Origin of the sequence: Mameliella sp. LZ-28 (genome assembly GCF_012274245.1) — a bacterium.
GTDB classification, from domain to species: domain Bacteria; phylum Pseudomonadota; class Alphaproteobacteria; order Rhodobacterales; family Rhodobacteraceae; genus Antarctobacter; species Antarctobacter albus.
In genome coordinates this window covers 21756-41973 of sequence record NZ_JAANYX010000034.1, presented here as the reverse complement: position 1 = coordinate 41973, position 20218 = coordinate 21756, and the positions used below count along the sequence as shown (strand labels likewise).

At 63.6% G+C, this 20218-nt stretch carries 23 protein-coding genes; 13 read left to right on the top strand and 10 right to left on the bottom strand.

Annotated elements, in window-relative coordinates; translation table 11 throughout:
* Positions 1-19: 19 nt before the first annotated feature.
* A complete protein-coding gene (locus G9Q80_RS20305) occupies positions 20-1000 on the bottom strand; it encodes a membrane dipeptidase (RefSeq protein WP_088715311.1) in 981 nt (326 codons plus the stop codon).
* On the opposite strand from G9Q80_RS20305, the gene G9Q80_RS20300 reads away from it, so the two are divergent.
* From G9Q80_RS20300 to argF, 3 genes are all read left to right on the top strand, one after another.
* On the top strand, positions 999-2120 hold the full coding sequence (locus tag G9Q80_RS20300; protein ID WP_232788210.1) for an acyl-CoA desaturase: 1122 nt from the start codon (positions 999-1001) through the stop codon (positions 2118-2120). The genes G9Q80_RS20305 and G9Q80_RS20300 overlap by 2 nt on opposite strands.
* A 217-nt stretch (positions 2121-2337) precedes the next feature.
* Complete coding sequence (locus G9Q80_RS20295) at positions 2338-3519, top strand: aspartate aminotransferase family protein (protein WP_088715312.1); 1182 nt, start codon at positions 2338-2340, stop codon at positions 3517-3519.
* A 73-nt stretch (positions 3520-3592) separates the two neighbouring features.
* Positions 3593-4519 (top strand): ornithine carbamoyltransferase, encoded by a 927-nt coding sequence (gene argF, locus G9Q80_RS20290; RefSeq protein WP_043136614.1) that lies wholly within the window; start codon positions 3593-3595, stop codon positions 4517-4519.
* Between the two features lie 70 nt (positions 4520-4589).
* Here argF and hrpB read toward each other — a convergent pair whose 3' ends face one another.
* Positions 4590-7049 (bottom strand): ATP-dependent helicase HrpB, encoded by a 2460-nt coding sequence (gene hrpB / locus G9Q80_RS20285; RefSeq protein WP_088715313.1) that lies wholly within the window; start codon positions 7047-7049, stop codon positions 4590-4592.
* Positions 7050-7159: 110 nt separating this feature from the next.
* Here hrpB and meaB point away from each other — a divergent pair, with 110 nt between their 5' ends.
* The 4 genes from meaB (at position 7160) to G9Q80_RS20265 (ending at position 9641) form a co-directional block, all read left to right on the top strand.
* Positions 7160-8140, top strand: coding sequence for a methylmalonyl Co-A mutase-associated GTPase MeaB (gene meaB / locus G9Q80_RS20280; protein ID WP_088715314.1), 981 nt, complete (start codon positions 7160-7162; stop codon positions 8138-8140).
* A 225-nt stretch (positions 8141-8365) separates the two neighbouring features.
* Positions 8366-8653 (top strand): 50S ribosomal protein L28, encoded by a 288-nt coding sequence (gene rpmB, locus G9Q80_RS20275; protein WP_043136807.1) that lies wholly within the window; start codon positions 8366-8368, stop codon positions 8651-8653.
* A 105-nt stretch (positions 8654-8758) separates the two neighbouring features.
* Positions 8759-9106 carry a hypothetical protein gene (locus tag G9Q80_RS20270; protein WP_088715315.1) on the top strand — a complete coding sequence of 116 codons (348 nt, stop codon included), beginning with the start codon at positions 8759-8761 and terminating at the stop codon, positions 9104-9106.
* A 43-nt stretch (positions 9107-9149) separates the two neighbouring features.
* The gene (locus tag G9Q80_RS20265; protein ID WP_088715316.1) at positions 9150-9641 is read left to right on the top strand and encodes a copper chaperone PCu(A)C; all 492 of its coding nucleotides are present in this window, start codon (positions 9150-9152) and stop codon (positions 9639-9641) included.
* Positions 9642-9673: 32 nt separating this feature from the next.
* Here the strand turns inward: G9Q80_RS20265 and G9Q80_RS20260 are convergent, their stop codons facing one another.
* A complete protein-coding gene (locus tag G9Q80_RS20260; protein WP_043136622.1) occupies positions 9674-10372 on the bottom strand; it encodes an NAD-dependent deacylase in 699 nt (232 codons plus the stop codon).
* 46 nt (positions 10373-10418) lie between these two features.
* On the opposite strand from G9Q80_RS20260, the gene G9Q80_RS20255 reads away from it, so the two are divergent.
* Positions 10419-10868 (top strand): low molecular weight protein-tyrosine-phosphatase, encoded by a 450-nt coding sequence (locus tag G9Q80_RS20255; protein WP_088715317.1) that lies wholly within the window; start codon positions 10419-10421, stop codon positions 10866-10868.
* On the opposite strand, the gene G9Q80_RS20250 is transcribed toward G9Q80_RS20255, so the two are convergent.
* Positions 10859-11038, bottom strand: a complete 180-nt coding sequence (locus tag G9Q80_RS20250) for a hypothetical protein (protein WP_043136629.1) — start codon at positions 11036-11038, stop codon at positions 10859-10861. The two genes, G9Q80_RS20255 and G9Q80_RS20250, sit on opposite strands and share 10 nt — an antisense overlap.
* A gap of 140 nt (positions 11039-11178) precedes the next feature.
* Here G9Q80_RS20250 and G9Q80_RS20245 point away from each other — a divergent pair, with 140 nt between their 5' ends.
* Positions 11179-12042 (top strand): DUF1353 domain-containing protein, encoded by an 864-nt coding sequence (locus G9Q80_RS20245; RefSeq protein WP_088715318.1) that lies wholly within the window; start codon positions 11179-11181, stop codon positions 12040-12042.
* Positions 12043-12135: 93 nt separating this feature from the next.
* Positions 12136-12414, top strand: a complete 279-nt coding sequence (locus G9Q80_RS20240; RefSeq protein ID WP_043136631.1) for a hypothetical protein — start codon at positions 12136-12138, stop codon at positions 12412-12414.
* A 14-nt stretch (positions 12415-12428) separates the two neighbouring features.
* On the opposite strand, the gene G9Q80_RS20235 is transcribed toward G9Q80_RS20240, so the two are convergent.
* From G9Q80_RS20235 to G9Q80_RS20220, 4 genes are all read right to left on the bottom strand, one after another.
* A complete protein-coding gene (locus G9Q80_RS20235) occupies positions 12429-12752 on the bottom strand; it encodes a hypothetical protein (protein ID WP_088715319.1) in 324 nt (107 codons plus the stop codon).
* Between the two features lie 343 nt (positions 12753-13095).
* Positions 13096-13668, bottom strand: a complete 573-nt coding sequence (locus G9Q80_RS20230; protein ID WP_133066408.1) for a hypothetical protein — start codon at positions 13666-13668, stop codon at positions 13096-13098.
* 235 nt (positions 13669-13903) lie between these two features.
* Positions 13904-15709, bottom strand: coding sequence for a translation elongation factor 4 (gene lepA / locus G9Q80_RS20225; protein ID WP_043136640.1), 1806 nt, complete (start codon positions 15707-15709; stop codon positions 13904-13906).
* A gap of 164 nt (positions 15710-15873) precedes the next feature.
* Positions 15874-16494: a hypothetical protein gene (locus G9Q80_RS20220; protein ID WP_088715320.1), complete on the bottom strand. Its 621-nt coding sequence runs from the start codon at positions 16492-16494 to the stop codon at positions 15874-15876.
* 196 nt (positions 16495-16690) lie between these two features.
* On the opposite strand from G9Q80_RS20220, the gene G9Q80_RS20215 reads away from it, so the two are divergent.
* From G9Q80_RS20215 to G9Q80_RS20205, 3 genes are all read left to right on the top strand, one after another.
* Complete coding sequence (locus G9Q80_RS20215; RefSeq protein ID WP_069209893.1) at positions 16691-16882, top strand: hypothetical protein; 192 nt, start codon at positions 16691-16693, stop codon at positions 16880-16882.
* A 334-nt stretch (positions 16883-17216) separates the two neighbouring features.
* The gene (locus tag G9Q80_RS20210; protein WP_069209892.1) at positions 17217-18014 is read left to right on the top strand and encodes a Hint domain-containing protein; all 798 of its coding nucleotides are present in this window, start codon (positions 17217-17219) and stop codon (positions 18012-18014) included.
* A gap of 166 nt (positions 18015-18180) precedes the next feature.
* Positions 18181-18534: a hypothetical protein gene (locus tag G9Q80_RS20205; RefSeq protein ID WP_043136648.1), complete on the top strand. Its 354-nt coding sequence runs from the start codon at positions 18181-18183 to the stop codon at positions 18532-18534.
* Between the two features lie 9 nt (positions 18535-18543).
* Here G9Q80_RS20205 and cuyB read toward each other — a convergent pair whose 3' ends face one another.
* Entirely contained in the window at positions 18544-19209 is a 666-nt protein-coding gene (gene cuyB, locus G9Q80_RS20200; protein WP_088715321.1) for a cysteate racemase, read from the bottom strand.
* Positions 19206-20216, bottom strand: a complete 1011-nt coding sequence (gene cuyA / locus G9Q80_RS20195; protein WP_088715322.1) for a D-cysteate sulfo-lyase — start codon at positions 20214-20216, stop codon at positions 19206-19208. Before cuyA ends, cuyB begins: the two co-directional genes overlap by 4 nt.
* Positions 20217-20218: the final 2 nt, after the last annotated feature.

The following is a 20218-nucleotide window of genomic DNA, read 5'->3' as shown; positions in this document are numbered from 1 at the left end:
GGGGTCCTTTCAGGCCGGGTCAGGCGGGGCCAAAGCTCGTCTCGTAGAAACGCAGCCAATTGCCGCCCAGGATGCCATCGGTCTCGACCCGTGAAAAGCCGATCTCTCGCAGCCCGTCGCGGATATTGTCCCAGTCGCGATTGTCCTGGAACCAGTCCGGCATGGGCGGGAACCCGGGCGCCGAGGCAGAGCCTTCGCCGAAGTCCATGTCCTTGGTCCAGCGGCCTACGCGCATCCATTCGACCACGCTGTCCGGCTGGTCCTGGCACAGGTCGCTGCCCATCCCGAGGTTTTCCGCCCCGTAGCGGTCGGCGGCCTCTGCCACCATTTCGCAGAACCCAGTGAGCGAACAGTTCGTGCCGCCCGCCAGGTGATGTGGGTACAGGGAAAACCCCAGCATTCCACCGGAGTTTGTCAGCGCGCGCAGCACCGCGTCCGACTTGTTGCGCAGGGCAGGGTGCCACCAGTCGGGATTGGCATGGGTGATGGCGATGGGGCGGGTGGACTGGTCGATCGCCTCCAGTGTCGAGCGTTCGGCGGAATGGCTCATGTCGATGACCAGACCGACGCGGTTCATCTCTGCCACCACGGCGCGGCCCATGCGGGTCAGGCCGGTGTCCTCTTCCTCGTAACAGCCCGTCGCCAGCAGGGACTGGTTGTTGTAGGTCAGTTGCATGAAGCGCACGCCCAGCTGGTGCGCAATCTCGACGAGACCGATGTCGTCCTCGATGGGCGAGGGGTTCTGAAAGCCGAAGAAGACGGCGGTGCGGCCAGCCTCCTGCGCCGCGCGTACATGCGCCGCCTCGGTGCCGCGCATGATGAGATCGGGGAAGCGTTCGAACCAGCGGTTCCAGCGTTCGAGGTTCAGCACCATCTCGCGGAAACTCTCGTGGTAGGCAATGGTCACATGGATCGCGTCCACCCCGCCGGCGCGAAGCTGGCGAAAGACCTTTTCCGAGAAGTTGCAGTACTGCAGGTTGTCGATGAGAGGCGCTGTCATGACGATGACGCTAGCCGCGCGGGCCGTGGCGCGCAATGCCGTCCGCAATGCCTCGGGGTTTCCCCTTCGTCCCGATGGTCCGGACCGGCGTTCGGAGGAATCCCGGACTTGCCTTGAACACAGGCCGGGGCCGATCCTGAGGCAGACACATCAGAAAGTGCAGGTTGCCATGTTCCATGCCACGCAGGGCCCGGCCGTGGGCGCAAGCCCGGCCCCGAGTGTCGAGGTTGTCGCGAGCGAGCGGGTAAGGCCCCTTCCGGGCACTGACCCTTGGGCGGGCCGTATCCACTGGGCGCCGGGCAAAAGCGTCTGGTGGTTTGCACATGCCCTAAGCGGTGTTCTGGCGGTCACGGCTTTCCCGTCGTGGAGTGGTCTGGCCGTGTTCCTGGTGCTGACGGGGATCACCATTTGCGCCGGCCACTCCGTCGGTATGCACCGCTTGTTGATCCATCGCAGTTTCGAGACCTCAAAGCCTGTGGAATACCTGCTTGTCTGGTTGGGTGTCCTCGTCGGCATGGCAGGGCCTTTCGGCATGATACGTGCCCATGACATGCGGGACTGGCACCAGCGACAGGCCAACTGCCCACCGCATCCGTCACACGGCGCCGGGCCTCTGAAAGACGCCTGGTGGCAGATGCACTGCGAATTCCGCCTCGACCATCCGCCGGTTTTCGAGATCGAACCCGAGATTGCGCAGGACCCGGTCTATCGCTGGATGGAACGCCTGTGGTGGGCGCAACAACTGCCCGTTGCGCTGGCTCTGTTTGCCTTGGGCGGCTGGGGCTGGGTGCTTTGGGGGGTGTCGCTGCGGATCGTGGTCTCGCTGACCGGACATTGGGCCATCGGCCACGCGGCTCACAAGGGCGGGCAGCAGGACTGGACCATCGACGGACTGCCGGTGCAGGGGTACAACCTGCCGGGTCTTGGCCCGATCACCTTCGGCGAGAACTGGCACTGCAATCACCACGCCTTTCCGCATTCCGCTCGGCTGGGTGTCCTTCCGGGGCAGTCGGATCCGGGCTTTCGCCTTATTCAGGCGCTGGATTGGTTGGGGCTGGCCAGCGGTATCCGCCTGCCGCACAGCGCCCCGCCGCGTCCCGGCCTGCGGCGGCTGGACTGAGGTGCCTGCGTTTTATCGCTTTTCTTTCTTCGGCGATCCGTCTATCTGCGCAGCATGATGCACGCGATCCGAACACGACGAGTCTGAGCTCACTGTTCCCCGCGCCCTGACAGGGCGTGACGTCCTGCGTCTTTTCTCCCTTCAAAACATGGCCCTTCTTGACTTGGCCCCCGGGCCTTGCCACCAATCGGGCTTCCACACTTTCGAGGACTGCGACATGATCCCCTCCGTTCTGCCCACCTACAACCGCGCGCCCCTGCATTTCGTGAAGGGCGAGGGCTGCTGGCTGACAGAGGAAGACGGGCGCCGATTCCTGGACCTTGGCAGCGGCATCGCCGTCAACGCGCTGGGCCATGCCAACCCCGACCTGGTCAAGGCGCTGACCGACCAGGCGGGCAAGCTCTGGCATGTCTCGAACCTCTACGAGATCCCGAACCAGCAGGCGCTGGCCGACAAGTTGGTGGAAACCAGCTTTGCCGATACGGTGTTTTTCACCAATTCGGGCACCGAGGCCTGCGAACTGGCGGTCAAGATGGCGCGGAAAAACTGGTACGAGAAGGGCCAGCCGGAAAAGACCACGATCCTGACCTTCGAGGGCTGTTTTCACGGGCGCTCCTCCGCCGCTATCGCCGCCTCTGGGTCGGAAAAGATGGTCAAGGGGTTCGGCCCGGTGCTGGGCGGATTCAAGACCCTGCCGTGGGGCGATCACGACGCATTGCACGCCGCCATCGACGAGACCGTGGGCGCGATCCTGATCGAGCCGGTGCAGGGCGAGGGCGGCATTCGCGTCCTGCCCGACCAGTGCCTGAAGGGGCTGCGCGCGTTGTGCGACGAAAAAGGCATCCTGCTGATCCTCGACGAGGTGCAATGCGGTGTCGGCCGGACCGGACGGCTGTTCGCGCATGAATGGTCGGGGGTGGAACCGGACATCATGATGGTCGCCAAGGGCATCGGCGGTGGCTTTCCGCTGGGGGCCGTGCTGGCCAAGGAAGAGGCCGCCTGCGGCATGACCGCGGGCACGCACGGCTCGACCTATGGCGGCAACCCGCTGGGCTGTGCCGTGGGCAAGACCGTGATGGACATCGTCTCTGATCCGGAATTCCTTGACGGGGTACGTGCCCGGGCGGGGCTGCTGCGGCAAAAGCTCGAAGGCTTGGTTGCGGCGCATCCGGATGTCTTCGAGGGCGTGCGCGGCAGTGGTCTGATGCTGGGCTTGAAATGCAAGGTGACAAACCTGGACGTGGTCAAGGCGGGATATGACGCCGAGGTCATCACCGTGCCGGCCGCGGACAATATCGTGCGCCTGCTGCCGCCACTGAACATCACCGAGGACGAAATCGGCGAGGCGCTGAAACGGCTCGACGCCGCGGCCTCTGCCGTTACCAAGGCCTCTGCCTGAAACCGGCCTTTGGCCGAAAGGGACATCGGGGGTGGCGCCCATCGCGCCCCCGGCTTGCAAGAAGAACAATGACATGAACCATTTCCTGGATATCCACAAAACCGACAAGGCCGCCTTGCGGTCAATCATCGACCAGGCCAAGTCGATGAAATCCGCCCGCAACGGAAGGCCCAAGGCCGCCCCCGACGACGATCAGCCGCTGGCCGGACGGATGGTGGCGCTGATCTTCGAGAAACCCTCGACCCGGACGCGCGTCTCCTTTGACGTGGGTGTGCGCCAGATGGGCGGGCAGAGCATGGTGCTTTCGGGCAACGAGATGCAGCTGGGCCACGGCGAGACCATCGCCGACACTGCCCGCGTTCTGTCGCGCTATGTCGATCTGATCATGATCCGGACCTTCGATGAATCCGTGTTGGAAGAGATGGCGGAATACGCCAGCGTGCCAGTCATTAACGGGCTGACCGACCGCACGCATCCCTGCCAGATCATGGCGGATGTGCAGACCTTCGAAGAGCATCGCGGCCCGATCGCGGGCAAGAAGGTGGTCTGGTGCGGCGATGGCAACAACGTCTGTGCCTCTTTCCTGCACGCCGCCGGTCAATTCGGGTTCGACCTGACCTTTTCCGGCCCGGTTCAGCTGGATCCGGAAATGGAGTTTGTCGGCTGGGCGCGCAACGAGGGCGCGACGATCACCATCGAGCGCGACCCGATGCGTGCGGTCGAAGGCGCAGACCTGATCGTCGCCGATACCTGGGTGTCGATGCACGACGCGCAGAGCGCCAAGGAACGGCGCCACAACATGCTGCGTCCCTACCAGGTCAACGCCAAGCTGATGGAAGCGGCCAAGCCCGATGCGCTGTTCATGCACTGCCTGCCCGCGCATCGCGAAGAGGAAGTGACATCCGAGGTCATGGACGGTCCGCACTCGGTGATATGGGACGAGGCGGAAAACCGTCTGCACGCGCAGAAGGCAATCATGCGCTATTGCCTGGGGGCCTGAAGGCGGGGCTGTCCGGCGCCCCGGCTGCCGCGCCTGCGCGCGTCAGCGGCCCACCCGCCAGCCACGCCCGTCATGTCCCGCGCGGTTTTGCCCGCAACGTGGGGTCGGCCTGTGTCGGGTCCTCGGGCCAGGGGTGCCTGGGATAGCGTGCGCGCATGTCCTTGCGCACGTCGGCATAGGACCCGGACCAGAAACCGGGCAGGTCCATCGTCGTCTGTACCGGACGCTGCGCGGGTGACAGTAGGGTGATCCGCAGCGGGGTACGCCCGACCATTGGATGCACTGTCTGGCCAAAGAGCTCTTGCAGGCGCAACTGGATTTCCGGGTGTTCGCCTGAATAATCGATCGGCACCTTGCGCCCCAGCGGCGTGGTGAAATGCGCCGGAATGCCTGCGTCCAGCGCCTGTGTCTGGGTCCAGTCCAGCCGCGCACGCAGGGCCGGCAGCAAGTCAAAGCGTTTCCAGTCGGCGGCGGTGCGGACGCCGCCCAGGAAGGGCAAGAGCCAGTCTTCGAGCGTTTCCATCAGCGCCTCGGGGGACATGTCGGGCAGGTCCTGCCCGGCTTCGCGGGCGAGGGTCACGCGGGCAGTAAACCGTCGGGCGGCATCTGACAGCGTGATCCCCAGGTCTCGCACCCCGTCCAGCATGGCGCGGGCCACGGCCTCCTCCGGGGCGTCCTTCCAGATGCGGTCATCCAGCGCGATGGCCCCCAGCCGTTCCTGCTGGCGGGCGATGACACGGCGGTCGCGCCTCGACCATTCGCAGAGGTCGTGCCACGCGATCCGGTCGGCAAAGAGTGCGCGCACCTCGGCCAGGGAGATCGCGATGGCTTGGCGAATGCGCGCCTCGCGCGGGTTGCCGTCCGTATCGGTGACGACGATCAGTCGCTCGCCTGCCAGCGGGTCGTGATCCTCCATCACCGCGCCCTTGCCGCCGGACAGCTGGAAACGGGCAGCCTCGCCCTTGCGGCGCAGACCGATGCGATCGGGATAGGCCAGGGCGGCCATTTCGGCGTCACTGAAATCCTGCGCCTTTTCAGAAGGTTTGTCGCGCTTCCTGATGCTTTGCGAGAGGCGTTTCGCCTCTGCGCGGATGCGGTCCAGGGCGCCACGATTGATCTGCTCGGGCCTGCGCTCGGAAAATCCGCGCGGATCGCGCAGCGCATCGAGCCGCAGGGCGAGGTCTGTGGATGCAGATGTGAGCGGATCGCGATCAGATAAGAGTGCAGCCAGATTTGCCGCCTTTGCACCCCCCAGAGTCATCATATGTGCAAGCCGAGGGTGAAGTGGCAATGTGGATAAGATCCTGCCGTGCGCGGTGATCCGGTTTTCGTCGTCCAGCGCGCCGAGGAATCTGAGCAGGGACTGGGCTTCGGCGAACGCGCCTTCGGGTGGGGGCATGAGAAATGGCATTTCCGCCGGATCGGCACCCCAGAGCGCGATTTCCAGCGCCAGACCCGCCAGGTCCGCGGCCTCGATTTCCGCGGGTGGATAGGGTCTTAGCCCGCCTTCCTCACCTTTGGTCCAGAGTCGGTAGGCAATCCCGGGCGCGACGCGGCCTGCGCGCCCGGCGCGCTGGGTCGCCTCGGCGCGCGTGACACGTTCGGTGACCAGCCGGGACATGCCCGAACCGGGGTCGAAGCGCGCCCGGCGGGCCTTGCCGCCGTCCACGACCACGCGAATGTCTTCGATCGTCAGCGAGGTTTCGGCGATTGAGGTCGCCAGAACCAGCTTGCGACCCGACCGTTCCGGGCGGATGGCGGCACGCTGCGCGGCAAGATCCATCGCGCCGAAGAGCGGTCGCAGAAGCGTGTCCTTTGGCAGGCGTGATTTCAGCAGGGCCTCGGTCCGGCGGATCTCGCCCTCTCCGGGAAGGAAGGCCAGGATACCCCCCTCTGTCTCGTCATGGGCCTGAAGGATCAGGTCGGCGAGGGCTTGGTCGAATCTATGCCGCTTGGGCAGGGGGTGCGGCAGCCAGCGGGTGTCGACCGGAAAGCTGCGTCCCTCGGAGGTCACGATGGGCGCCTGCATCAGGTCGGCCACGGGCTGGGCGTCCAGCGTCGCGGACATGGCCAGAAGGATCAGGTCATCGCGCAGGGCATCGGCGATTTCCAGGCAGAGCGCCAGCCCGAGGTCGGCGTTCAGGGATCTTTCGTGGAATTCGTCGAAGAGCACCGCACCGATCCCGGACAACTCCGGATCGGACTGGATCATGCGGGTCAGGATGCCTTCGGTCACAACCTCGATCCGGGTTGACTTCGAGGCCTTCGATTCGCCACGGATGCGATAGCCGACGGTCTGGCCGGGGTCCTCACCCAGTTGCTCCGCCAGCCGTTGTGCAGCGGCCCGCGCGGCAAGGCGGCGGGGTTCCAGCATGACGATCTTGCCGGATGTCAGGCCGGCCTCAAGCATCGCCAGAGGCACGCGCGTCGTCTTGCCCGCGCCGGGGGGCGCTTGCAGCACCGCGCGGGAGCGATCACGGAGGGCAGAGATCAGCCCAGGCAGAGCGTCTTCGATGGGCAGTCTGGTCATGGGCGCGTTATGAGCGACCACGGGGCGCTTGGAAAGTGGGCGCCTGGGGAGAGGTCTGACAGCGACGTCGCGGCTCTGGACTTTTCCACGCGGGCGCGGGAAATGGGCACATGGATATCGAGGATCTCAAGACCCGCATCCTGGCGGGCGAACGGCGTGCCCTGGCGCGTGCCATCACGCTGGTGGAAAGCGGGCGGGCGGATCACCGCGCGCAGGCGCTTTCCTTGCTTGAAGCGTTGAAGGGGCATGGCCGCGAGGCGCTGCGCGTCGGCCTGTCGGGTACGCCGGGCGTCGGCAAATCCACCTTCATTGAGGCCTTCGGCATGATGCTGACGGCGCAGGGACTCAAGGTCGCCGTGCTGGCCGTGGATCCCAGTTCGGCGCGTTCGGGCGGGTCGATCCTGGGGGACAAGACACGGATGGAACGGCTGAGCCGGGACAAGAACGCTTTTATCCGACCCTCGCCGTCGCAATCGCAGCTGGGCGGGGTCGCGCGGCGCACGCGCGAAGCGATCGACCTCTGCGAGGCGGCGGGATTCGACGTGGTGCTGATCGAGACGGTGGGCGTCGGCCAGTCCGAGACGATGGTGGCGGAAATGTCCGACCTGTTCTTGCTGCTGCTGGCACCTGCCGGTGGTGACGAGTTGCAGGGGGTCAAGCGCGGCATCATGGAGATGGCCGACATCCTGCTGGTCAACAAGGCGGACGGGGCGCTCAAGACCACCGCCGTGCGGACCTGCGCGGACTATGCCGGGGCACTGCGCCTGTTGCGCAAGCGTCCGCAGGACCCGGAGGGCTTTCCGAAGGCGATGACCGTTTCGGCGCTGGAGGATTCGGGTCTGCTGACGGCCTGGGAAGAGATGCAGTCCCTCGCCGATTGGCGGCGTGAGACCGGGCATTTCGCGGGCCGTCGCGCCGAACAGGCGCGCTTCTGGTTCGAAGCTGAAGTCCGTGAGCGCCTGCTGGCACGGCTGAAGCGGGAGCCGGTCAAGGGGGCGATGGAGGCACTTGCGCGCGACGTCGAGGCAGGCGGGCTGACGCCTTCGGCGGCAGCAGAGGAGCTGTTGCGCGACTACCTTCAGATGGGATGAGGCTGCCATGCAGGCCGCGGGACGAAAGCCTTGCAACAGGGACTTGACGAAACCCGCGCATCTGCATATGCACCGTCAGACCAGATTCCGGGCGCCCCCCGAATAACCAAAACGGGCGGCGCCCTTTGATATTGGCAGGGTCTTCGATTCGTTTGAACCGGGGTACGCTGCAAGGATGAGACCGGCGGGGCAGAGGCCTTGCCACCAGTGGATGAGGACGAAGCGATGTCGCGTGTCTGCGAACTGACCGGCAAGGGCCCGATGGTGGGCAACAATGTGAGCCACGCCAACAACAAGACCAAACGGCGTTATCTCCCGAACCTGAACGACGTGACCCTGCAGTCCGAGACTCTGGGCCGCGGCATCAAGCTGCGCATCACGGCGCACGCGCTGCGTTCGGTCGACCACCGTGGCGGCCTGGACAAGTTCCTGGCCAAGGCGAAAGATGTCGAGCTTTCGGATCGCGCCCTGAAGGTCAAAAAAGAGATCATGAAGGCACAGGCCGAAGCCTGAAGCTTTCCTGAGGGACAGTGAAGACAGCCCCGTGGCCCCGGCCGCGGGGCTGTTTCCTTTTGTCGCTTTGGGGCGCCCGGACAGGGGGTCTATATCGTTGAAGCGATGCTGAAACTCCGGCCCTTCATAGGCGTCTTGCTGGCGATGGTGCTGGCCCTCACGGGCCTGTCAGCCGCCTATGCGCGCGGGCAGGCGGACCCTGCAGGCAGAATCGTGATCTGTCGCGGTCTGACCGTCGTGACCGTGCTCGTGGACGATGAGGGCCAGCCAGTCGAGCCGCCCCATATCTGCCCCGACGCGGCAACTGTTCTTTTCGTAGAGACAGGCGCCATCGCGCTCCCGCTTGCCCTGGCGCTGACCTGGCGCACCGTGGATTGGGAGCAGCCAGAGACGATTCTGGCCGAGCAGGCAAAGGCTCAAGCCCGGGCCCGGGGACCTCCGCGTATTCTCTGACTGACAGACCACATCACTGACAGAGAATACCGAGGATATTGAAATGACCCTGAAAACCCTCTTTGCCGGCGCCTGCGCGCTGGCCCTTGCCACGCCTGCCTTTGCCGAAATCGTCGTCAAGGACGCCTACGCCCGCAGTTCCGGACCGCTGGCCAAAGCCGGGGCCGCCTTCATGATGATCGAGAACACCGGCGCGGAGGACGACCGGCTGATTGCCGCAAAGTCCGACATCGCCGTGCGGGTCGAACTGCACACGCACAAGGATATGGGCGAAGGCGTCATGCGCATGATGGAAGTCGAGGAAGGCTTTCCCGTGCCCGCGGGTGGTGCGCACATGCTGCAACGCGGTGGCGATCACGTCATGTTCATGGGGCTGAAAGGTCCGATGGAACAAGGTCAGACGGTTACCGTGACGCTGACCTTTGAAAAGGCGGGCGACATGGTCGTCGAAATTCCCGTCGATCTTGAACGCCAGCCGATGCAAGGCATGGGCCACGGTATGGGCCACGGCGCCGGCATGGGCGCCAGCAACTGAAGATGTGATTGGGCAGGCCTTGTGGGCCTGCCCTACACCTGCCGGGCCAGCAGACTGTCCACCCAAGGGGGGACGACCTCTGTCGCCTTGCCCATGCAGTGCCTGGTAAAGGCCCGTGACACCTCGGTCCGTTCCAGGTTCAGTTCCACGGTTTCCGCCCCGGCGAGCGCGGCTTCGACGACGAAACCTGCCGCCGGATAGACCTGTCCAGAGGTTCCGATAGCGGCGAATATCGCACAGTCCTGCAAATGCTCTGCGATCTCGTCCATGTGATAGGGGATCTCTCCGAACCAGACCACGTCCGGTCGCGTCGCGGGGGCGGCACAGGCGGGGCAGGGGTCCTCGGGCAGCATCGTCTCTGGTGCGGTCCAGCGGTGACCGCAGGCCGCGCAAAGCGCCCCGGCCAGCGTACCGTGCATATGGACCGCTTCGCCGCCAGCGCTTTCATGCAGCCCATCGACGTTCTGCGTCACAAGAATCACCTCGCCAGGCCAATACTGTTGCAGGCGGGCCAGCGCTTCGTGGGCGGCATTCGGCGCGGCACCTGCGGATTGGCGGCGTCGGGCGTTGTAGAAATCGTGGACAAGGGAAGGGTTGCGGGCAAAGCCTTCGGGGGTCGCCACGTCCTCGATCTTGTGTTTCGCCCAGAGGCCGTCTTCGTCGCGGAAGGTACCCAGCCCGCTCTCCGCCGAAAGCCCGGCGCCGGTCAGGATGACGATCTTGCCAGTCATATCCTCGGTCCTTGCCCTGTTCCCCACGGCTCGCTAGGACCGTGACATGGCCCATCGTATCCTCTTTGTCTGCCTCGGCAACATCTGCCGCTCCCCTTCTGCCGAGGCGGTGGTCCGGACGCTTGCAGAGGCGCGCGGCATGGCGGTGGACCTGGACAGCGCAGGGACCGGGCGCTGGCACATCGGAGAGCCACCCTATGCGGCGATGCAACAGGCGGCGCATCAGCGGGGATATGACCTGTCGGCTCTGCGTGCGCGGCAGGTCACGGCGCGCGATTTTGCGCGTTTCGACCTGATCGTTGCGATGGACGGGCAGAACCTTCGGGATCTGCGCGTCATGGCGCCGGCAACGGGCGGGGCAGAGCTGCGACTGATGACGGACTATGCCCCGTCGCTTGGCACCGACGAGGTGCCCGATCCCTATTACACGCGTGACTTCGACGGGACTCTGGACCTGATCGAGCGCTGCGCAGAGGGTCTGTTGGATCAGTTGTAGAGCTGACGGGCCACCAGCCAGGACACCGGCGCGGCGACCACGAACCCGGCGATGGCGGCTACGACAATCGGGTAGAGCGTGTCTTGCCCTGAAACCAGCGCGACAATGATGAAGGTCCCCGCCAGGGAGGTTGAAATCAGGGAATAGAGAAGACTGGCAAGACGAAACATGAAACCCTCCGGACGTGCTTGATTTCGCGACACATATCCGGAACCGCATGCGAAATCCTTGATCTGGGTCAGGCACCGCTTGATCGGGATGGACGACTCTCGTAGGTTCGCGCCATCGTATTTGATCCAATGGATAGACCATGCGCAAACTTGCCCTTCTGTCGGCCTGTGTCCTCGCCGTGGCGGGATGCGACCCGACAACCTACATCGCCCAGAGCAGCCGCGCCGAGGCGCCCGAGATTTCCTGCCTGACCCAACCGCAGGGGGGCTGCAGTTTCAGCCAGTCGCCGCTGCGGGTCCTCGACGAGCCGGTTGAGCTGCCGCGGCGCCCGTACAAGTTCTTCCCAACCGCCGATCCGCTGAACTTCGTCGATGCACATGGAAAATCCTGGAACGCTCCGCCGCGGACACTGACGGATGGTGCGTCGATCCCCAAGATCTTCATCAGCATCGTCGGCGATCCGACCTCTCCCGAATACATCAATGCCGCGGCCGTGCATGACGCCTATTGCGGTGTCGGAAACGAACGCGGGCCGATGTTTCACCGCGCGAAATGGGAAGACGTGCACGTCATGTTCTATGACGGGCTGATCGTCGGCGGTACGCCAGAGATCCGTGCCAAGATCATGTTCGCGGCGGTCTGGCTGGGCGGCCCGCGATGGGCCGATCCCAGGGGCGCGGTCGTCTCGACCCAGGGGCAGGGGGCGGCACGCGGGCCGTCCTTCCACAATCCGCTCGACGCGGTCCCAACCTGGGAGAAGCAGGAGGCGATGCGCAAGGCCAAGCGCTATATCGAGCGCAACCGCCCGCCACTGCCGCGGTTGATCGCCTACCTGCGCCGGCTTGAGAATGACCTGGTGCGCAACCAGATGCCCGCACCGGAGGACGAGTTCCAGCACTACGGCGATGAAGGCTATTATTTCGACTTCATCCTGGATGATCCGGCGACGGGCTATGACTATCCCGAGGTCACCGATCCTGGTCTGGGCACCGACGGAACCTGACCCGATCGGACGTCTGGCCTGATCCGGATCAAGGCCACCCGCGTGGTCCTGGCCTATCCTCCTCCTGATGTGCGTAGATCCGGGAGGGGAAAGATGATCACGCTGGACGATATCGAGGACATGACCTGCCTGACACGGGAGGAGATCGAGGCCGTTGCCGAACATGACCGACTGCCGGACGTCAGCGCCTCCTGCCTCGCCGAATACATGATGCACCAGCATCACGGTGCCGCGAAGGTGCAGCAGATGATCTGCGAGGACATCCGCGAGGCGCTGCACCGGGGGGACAAGGCGCATGCCAGGGAGCTTTACGGCGTGCTGCACCATTTCCTGAAAGAGCACCCCGACGCGGCGCGCGGCGCCTCGGCCTGAGGGGTGTTCGCGGGTCAGGTGCCGGGGCAGATATAGACGATGGTCAGCCCCGGCCCGTCCAGCGACAGCGCATAGCTGGTGCCGGTCTCTCCCCGGAAGGGGCTGGGCCGCGGTTCGCTGCTGGGGGCGGGGCCGGGCAGGCTCTGCCCGCTGCTGGCATGGATCACCACCTGTCCAGGACCAAGATTGTAGAGCGTCCAGGTATGCGTGGGCGCCAGTAGCTGGATGCGCTGATCGGGGCTTTTCAGGTCATGCCCGATACACTCCCCCGGTTCCTGCGCGGCAAGTGGGCCGGGTAGGGCGAGGGTAAGCAGGGCGAGTCGAAGGGGCAGTCGCATGAGGCCGGGACATTAGGGGTTTGCGCGTCCGTGGCAAAGGGGGATTCGGATAGGTCGAGAGGTCCTGGGGCGGGACGTGGACGGGGAAGTGAGAGGCTGACAGTGTTGGGTGCCAGCAAGGAGTAGGTTGCCATATACCCGCCATCCGCGCCGCGCGCCTGTGTGTTTGTAGGCCGGTCGCACGGGCGGCGCCTTTGCCCTTGTTTCGGGTTGGCGTTTGCCCGGCGGTCTTTGGTTTAGATTATGGGTCGGTGGTGAAAGCAAGAGTACATACAAATTCTAACTCAGAGAGGCGAGTGACAGTTTCTGCGTTGATGCGCCAACTGTCCGTCAACAGCCTCTTTTATTCTAGTCTATCCGGTATTCTAAGCTTCAGAGCTTTGATTAACACTTCGAAATCGTCCCACGTTGCAGATGCAAGTTTGTTGGCTTCCCTAGAAAGAGAAAGGCGTCGATCGTATTCCTGTTGGGGTACTGTTCTTAGGGGTTTGAAACCAGTCATCATTCTTCCGGCGACAAACTCAGGTGTTGTGTGCTGTGCAATGAAACCATAAAATTCATTGAGAGAAAGGATGAATGAACCGAGCTTTTCATCAAGTGACTGATCGCTAAATTCTAGTTCGCCAATTTCTCGACGATTCAAAAGGGTGCCACATAAAGTGAAGATTTCGGAATCGTGAAACTGAAAAAGATCATCGTCTTTGAGAATGGTTCTCAGTTGATGTCGATGTAAGTTGATCAGTTCTCCACATATCCGTCGGTCACTTTCTGACGGATCCCAGTTTTGAGCCTCTTCGCTTAACTTGAACTCAGTCGCAATCCAAACGACTAGGCCAACAAGGAACACAAAAAGAGGTTCGGGGTCCCAGAAGGCGATCAAATCATCCGGCCAGAGAAGCCAAACCAATGCACCCATTGACGATAAACCTGCGCCAATTCTGGAAAGTGTTTGCTGAATCCGCACGCCGCTCACCATCAAATAGTTTGTGATCTCCGTTTGGATATGTGGAGACCGATTCGTTTAAACCAATTTTCGCCTATTTTACGCGAGATGGATAAGTGTTCATCTAACTTCAACGGTTTTTTCTTTATAGGTGTGCACGCGCATATTTCTTCCTCAAACACTTCCGCCCGCCATCCCTGAAAATGGACTATTCGTCCATCTTCAGCGCAGAAATAAACGCCTCTTGCGGGATCTCCACCTTCCCGAACTGGCGCATCTTCTTCTTGCCGGCCTTCTGCTTTTCCAGCAGCTTCTTCTTCCGGGTCGCGTCGCCGCCGTAGCATTTCGCCGTCACGTCCTTGCGCAGCGCCGACAGCGTCTCACGCGCGATGACCTTGCCGCCGATGGCCGCCTGGATCGGGATCTTGAACATCTGGCGCGGGATCAGGTCCTTGAGCTTGGCGCACATGGCGCGCCCGCGCATCTCGGCCCGATCACGGTGCACCATCATCGAGAGCGCGTCCACCGGCTCATCGTTCACCAGAATCTGCATCTTGACGAGGTTGTCCTCGCGGTAATCGGTGATCTCGTAATCAAAGCTGGCATAGCCCTTGGTCACGGATTTCAACCGGTCGTAGAAGTCAAAGACCACCTCGTTCAGGGGCAGGTCGTAGACCGCCATCGCCCGCCCGCCGACATAGGTCAGGTCTTGCTGCAGCCCGCGCCGGTCCTGGCAGAGTTTCAGCACGTCGCCCAGGAACTCGTCCGGCACCAGGATCGTCGCCTTGATGCGCGGTTCCTCAATGTGGTCCACCTTGGAGGGGTCGGGCATGTCGGCCGGGTTGTGCAGGTCGATCCGCTCACCATCGCGCATGAAGACGTGGTAGACGACCGAGGGCGCGGTGGTGATCAGTTCGATGTCATATTCACGCTCGATCCGGTCGCGAATGACCTCTAGGTGCAGAAGGCCGAGGAAGCCGCAGCGGAAGCCGAAGCCAAGCGCGGCCGAGGTTTCCATCTCGTAGGAGAAGCTGGCGTCGTTCAGGGCCAGTTTCTCGATCGCGTCCCGCAGGTCCTCGAATTCCGAACTGTCGACCGGGAAAAGGCCACAGAAGACCACCGGGATCGAGGGTTTGAAGCCCGGCAGCGGTTCGGCGCAGGGTTTCTTGTCATGGGTGATGGTGTCGCCGACCTTGGTGTCGCGCACCTGCTTGATGGAACCGGTGAAAAAGCCGATCTCGCCCGGGCCCAGTTCCTTGACGTCCTGCATGGCGGGGCGGAAGACGCCCAGCTTGTCGACGCCGTACTTGCCGCCGGTGCGCATCATGCGGATGTTGTCGCCCTTTTTCAGGGTACCGTCCATGATCCGGATCAGGACGACGACGCCGAGGTAGGGGTCATACCACGAGTCCACCAGCATCGCCTTGAGCGGCGCGTCCGGATCGCCGCCGTGGGGCGGGGGCAGGCGCTTGACGATCGCCTCGAGCACGTCGGGGATGCCGATGCCGGTCTTGGCCGAGATCAGGCAGGCGTCCGAGGCGTCGATGCCGATGACATCCTCGATCTGCTCGGCCACGCGTTCGGGTTCGGCGGCGGGCAGGTCGACCTTGTTCAGGACCGGGATGATCTCATGGTCGGCGTCGATGGCGGTATAGACATTGGCCAGCGTCTGCGCCTCGACGCCCTGAGAGGCATCGACCACCAGCAGCGAGCCTTCGACCGCGCGCATGGAGCGGGAGACCTCATAGGCAAAGTCGACGTGTCCGGGGGTGTCGATGAGATTGAGGACATAGGTGTTGCCGTCCTTGGCCGGGTAGTCGATGCGGACGGTGTTGGCCTTGATGGTGATGCCGCGCTCGCGCTCGATGTCCATCGCATCGAGAAGCTGAGCCTTCATGTCGCGTTCGGCGACAGTTCCGGTCAGCTGGATCAGCCGGTCGGCCAGGGTGGATTTCCCGTGGTCGATGTGGGCGACGATGGAGAAGTTGCGGATGCGGGACAGGGGTGTGCTCATGAGGTGCGATATGCTGTGGAACAGGGGTTTGGTCAAGTGGGGATGGGAGAGAGCGACCTTGGCACGGTGGGGCTGACAGGGCGCAAAGCAGCGACTGCGCACTGGTGCTTGTCGACCCCGGTTTCCTGCCGCGCATAGGTGGCAGTCCCCGCGGTCAATGACCTTCAGAAATCCCGCCGCAGCGGTTCGTTGGCCGCCCAGGCCTTGCGATCCATGATGTAAGGTGTTTCGCCGAAATCAACGGCCCAGGTCTCGACGATGAATTCCTGCCCGGTGTCCTTCTGATAGATCGAGGCGACCGTGTGGGTCCAGAATTCGCGCGTCATGAAACCGATCGTGACGCGTTGGCCGGGGCGGTGAAAGCGCAGGTCGCCAGCATCGTCCAGCATTTTCAGGTAAACGGCGGTGTTGACCATTTCGTCGACGCAGTCCTGCGCCTTGACGCCCATTTGCAGGGTCGATCCGGCCCTGTCGCTGTCATATCCCGTCTTGCGTCCCACCACGACTTCCAGCCGGCGCAGGGTCTCGGCCAGGGCGCGGCGCTCGGCGCCGGGGGTGCGCGGGCGGCTGCGCAGAGGGGCTCTGGCACTGGACCATTCGGCCGGGCTTAGCGAAACGGCGACGCGCTTGCGGCAGTTGTGGCTGCCGCAGACATGGAAGGCAGAGGGCTTGGGATTTGTCACGCCGAAGTGCTGCCGCGCGCGGTCGAGGCTACCGCCATCGACGTCGCAGCCCGTCAGACCGAATGTGCCCAGGAGGCAGGCCAGCAGAGCCAATCGCCGCATCTTCGAGGGTCCTTCTTTGACGGAGGTGTCTTGGCAAACGGACATCCCGGGGGCAACGCTGCACGACTCATGTGATGCGGGAATGGTGAGAAATGGCAACAGGTTGCAGCGGCGGAACGGCACCGCTGGGGGATTTCCGGACTGTGCCGCCGCAATTCGTGCCCATAGGGTCCTCACAGTTGATTGGCGAAGTTTGATGACCCGTATCGTTGCCCTCGCCATTTTTGTCCTTGCCGGCCTCACGGCCATTGCAGTCGAGGCCGCTCCGGAAGCACGCGAGACCACGGATCGAAGCGCCCGGATCGACGGGTTTGCCGGGGCTTCGGGAACGGGCAAATCCGTCGCGGGCGGCTTTGCCAGCGACGGCGGCCTTGGCGGGACGCGCTGATCCCGGGCTTCTGCTTGTTCCGATCACGTTTTGATCTGCCGTCGAGAAGCATTTTGTATAGATTTCTCAACGATCCGGGCGCGGAAACGTGCGAAGCTCCTGTCCCGGCAGGCGCTTTGACAAATGGTTCACGCATTCAACTCGAACGTGCGGCGCCGCGTCAAATTCTCGGTGCCCGGGTTGACATGTGATGTCTTTTGCCAAATTTTTTGTAGGTGTGTTCATCGGGATCTGGGTTTGAAAAATGGCAACGTATGACGCGGGTGGGTATTGGTCATATTCAGGTTCAGCGGGGCTGGCCACGTATTCGTCATCCACCGGCAGCGGCGTCAATTTGGATGATGGCGAGGCAAACGGTACGTTCGAGGTCGGGGACATTCTGATTGGCTCTGACAACGCCTTTGTCGGGACCATCGAGGTCCCGCTCGTGGCGGGCGGTACCATGTGGTTGCCGGTGACGCACAATGGGACCTTCAGCCATATCTGGATCCCTGAAGGCATGAACCTGGGTGACTTCGATGAGCCCAGGACTTTTCGCCTTTTGGACTTGAACACCAGCGATTTCCCGACCTGCTTTCTGGAAGGCACTGGGATCGATACGCCCGAGGGCACCGTGGCGGTTCAGGATCTCGAAATCGGCCAGGTGATCTGTACGGCGACCGGAACGACGAAAGTCAGGTGGATCGGTCGCCAGACGCTCTTTCCCCGGTTCCAGCCCGCCGAAAGGGTGAGGCCCGTCCGCCTCTGTGCCGACGCGCTGGGCCGGGGTGTGCCCCGGCGCGATCTTCTGCTTACTGCCGATCACGCGCTGCACATCGACGGGCTACTTATCAATGCCTCGGCGCTGGTCAACGGCACCAGCATTCTCTGGGAGCCGATCGAGGCCCTGGGAGACAGTTACACGATCTATCATGTGGAAACCGAGGCGCATGAGCTGATCCTGGCTGAAGGCGCCGAGGCGGAAAGCTATATCGACTATGTTGCGCGCAGCTGTTTCGACAATTACGCCGAGTACCTGGAGCTATACGGCGCGGACACCGGAATCACCGAAATGGACTTGCCGCGGCTGAGCGCGGCGCGCCTAATGCCGGAAAGTGTCAGGGTGCGTCTTGAAGGTCTGATGGCGGCCTGACCGTCAAGACGCCCCCTGACGCTCTGGGGACAAATAAGGGCGGGCAATGTTTGTCCCTGAACGCTGGTGGATTCTTGAAGCTGACGGGCAAATCGCGCATGATGCGCCCGAGGGCAGTGCCGGGGCAGACGGAAAATCCGCGTCCGGGCAACGAGAGACAGGTGAGATGAAGCAAGCAGTTATTCTGGCTGCCTGCCTTGGGCTGGCAGCCTGCGGTGGCGGAACAGCATCCAAACGCAGCTATGGGGCAGCGCCGCAGGTGCGCATCAGTTCGGGGCCGATCGCCGATGCCTGCGTGGCGGCGGGCCGACAAGGGGCGACGCGACGGTTGTGCGGATGCGTGCAGGGGGTCGCGGACCGGGATCTTTCGGTCTCGGATCAGAGAATGGCGGTCTCGTTCTTTTCAGACCCGCACCGCGCACAGGAAATCCGCCAATCGGACAACCCGAGGCACGAGGCCTTCTGGCAGAAATACAAGGCCTTCGCCGCCCGCGCCGAACAGGTTTGCCGCGGACAGTAATCCGGATCGTCAGCCGGACTGCGCATGGCCGAGGATCCGCCCCACGAGGCAGTCGAGGCTGTCCGTCCAGGCGATGTCCCGTGGCAACAACGGGGCGGCCAGCGACAGTTCGGTGCAGGCGATGAGGATGTGATCGGTGCGCTCCTGCAGGCGCCTGGCCTCTTCGGTCAGCGCGGGCAGGATCTGTTCGGGCGTCGCGCCGGCCTTGATCGCGCGGATCATCCCAAGCAGGGGCGCGTCGTCCGGCGGCGCGGTGAAGGGCGCATCCAGATAGGTGTCGAATATGCCGGTCAACCGTGTTGCCGGAGAGGCCAGGATACCGATGCGCCCCTTTCCCTCGAGCGACTGCGCAGTGGCGGCCAGCATGTCGAGAAATGGCAGGTCGGTGGCCGCGCGGATACCGGCGGCGTAATGATGCGCGGTGTTACAGGGCATGGCCAGCGCGGTGGCGCCTGCGGCGGCCAGGTCGCGGGCCATGCTTTGCAGGACGGGCAGGGGTGAGGGGCCCGTGCCTTCGATCAGGGCGGCGATGCGCGAGGGGACGCCCGGGTTCTGATGCACGATCACCGGCACGTGGTCGGAGTCATCCTGCGCAGGCACCACGTCCAGCAGTTTCTGCATCAGCAGGATGGTGGCCTGCGGCCCCATCCCGCCAAGAATGCCGACCGCCCTCATGCGCGGGATTTCACATCGAAGGCATGCGTGTAGCCGGTCAGCCCTATGGCGCCGCCGGTGTGCAGGAAGACGACGCGCTCATTGCTCTTGAAATGGCCCTGGCGGATCAGGTCGATCAGCCCGGCCGCGCCCTTGGCCGAATAGACCGGGTCCAGAAGGATCGCCTCGTGTCGGGCAAAGAGGTCGATGGCCTCAAGGGTGCTTTCCGCCGGGATGCCGTAACCGTCGCCGACGTAGTCCGTGTTGGCGACCACGTCCTCGCGGGCGACCACGCCGGGACACCCCAGCTTCTCGGCTGTCTTCACGGCCAGGTCAAAGACGTTTTCTTCTTGTTTTGCCTTGGGTGCGCGGACCCCGATCCCCAGCAGCGGAATACCGGCGTTCATCGCGCTGAGCCCGGTGATCAGCCCGGCCTGTGTCCCGGCAGAGCCGGTGGCGTGAACGATGTGATCGACGCGCAGCCCGGTCTCGACGAACTGGTTCAGCATCTCCAGCGCACAGTTGACGTAGCCAAGTGCGCCCGTCGCGTTCGATCCGCCGCCCGGGATCGTATAGGCGCGCTTGCCATGCTCGCGCATGGTCTCGGCCACGGCCTCCATTTCGGCATTCATGTCCAGGTCCGGCCCGCGATGTTCGATCGTGGCGCCGTGCAGCACGTCCAGCAGGACGTTGCCGTTGTAGCGATAGTTCTCGTGATTGTAGCCGGTGCGGTCCTCCAGCAGGATATGGCATTCCATGCCCAGCTTGGCCGCCGCCGCCGCTGTCTGGCGAGCATGGTTGGACTGCGTTGCGCCCTGGGTCAGGACAACATCGGCGCGCTGCTCCAGCGCCTCGGCCATCAGGAATTCCAGCTTGCGGGTCTTGTTGCCGCCGGTCGACAGGCCGGTGCAGTCGTCGCGCTTGATCCATATCTCGGGACCGCCGAGAAATTCGGTCAGGCGCGGCAGCGGTTCCAGCGGCGTGGGCAGGTGGGCAAGGCGGACACGGGGAAACTTGGCGAGGTTCATCT